Annotated in this window: 1 protein-coding gene; it reads left to right on the top strand. The window is 64.8% G+C overall.

Going from position 1 to position 1,179, the window contains the following annotated elements; translation table 11 throughout:
• Window positions 1-1,179: formate--tetrahydrofolate ligase (locus PCJ21_RS22050; RefSeq protein ID WP_269933568.1), on the top strand; the 1,179-nt coding region annotated here is incomplete at both ends.

Raw genomic sequence — 1,179 nt, 5'->3', positions numbered from 1 at the left:
TCGGGGCCAAGATCGGCATTCCGACCGAGCATCTTTTGCCCTACGGCCACGACAAGGCGAAGGTCTCGGCCGAGTTCATCGCCAATGCGCGCAAGAACAAGGACGGCAAGCTGATCCTGGTCACCGCGATCAACCCGACGCCGGCAGGCGAAGGCAAGACCACGACCACCGTCGGCTTGGGCGACGGCTTGAACCGCATCGGCAAGAAGGCGATCGTGTGCATCCGCGAAGCCTCGCTCGGGCCGAACTTCGGCGTCAAGGGCGGTGCCGCCGGCGGCGGTTATGCCCAGGTCGTGCCGATGGAGGACATGAACCTCCACTTCACCGGCGACTTCCACGCCATCACCACCGCGCACAATTTGCTGTCGGCGCTGATCGACAACCACATCTACTGGGGCAACGAGCTCGGCATCGACACCCGCCGCGTCGTCTGGCGCCGGGTGATGGACATGAACGACCGCGCCCTGCGCGAGATCAACTGCTCGCTCGGCGGCGTCGCCAACGGCTTTCCGCGCGAGGCCGGCTTCGACATCACCGTGGCCTCCGAAGTCATGGCGATCCTGTGCCTGGCGACCGATTTGAAGGACCTCGAAAAGCGCCTCGGCGACATCATCGTCGCCTACCGCCGCGACAAGACCGCCGTCTATGCCCGCGACCTCAAGGCCGACGGCGCCATGGCGGTGCTGCTCAAGGACGCCGTCCAGCCGAACCTGGTACAGACGCTGGAAAACAACCCGGCCTTCGTCCATGGCGGCCCGTTCGCCAACATCGCCCATGGCTGCAACTCGGTGGTCGCCACCACCACAGCCCTCAAGCTCGCCGACTATGTCGTCACCGAAGCCGGCTTCGGCGCTGATCTGGGGGCGGAAAAGTTCTTCGACATCAAGTGCCGCAAGGCGGGCCTCAAGCCGGCCGCCGCCGTCATCGTCGCCACCGTGCGCGCCATGAAGATGAATGGCGGCGTCAAGAAGGAGGACCTCGGCAAGGAGGACGTCGAGGCGGTGAAGAAGGGCTGCGCCAACCTTGGCCGCCACATCGAAAACGTCAAGCAGTTCGGCGTGCCGGCGGTGGTGGCGATCAACCACTTCTATTCCGACACCGACGCCGAGATTGCGGCGATGAAGGACTATGTCGCCAAGATGGGCGAGGAAGCCATCGTCTGCCGCCACTGGGCCAATG

It is taken from the genome of Aminobacter sp. HY435 (assembly GCF_027568395.1).
GTDB lineage: Bacteria > Pseudomonadota > Alphaproteobacteria > Rhizobiales > Rhizobiaceae > Aminobacter.
This window is presented reverse-complemented; position numbering and strand designations above follow the sequence as displayed.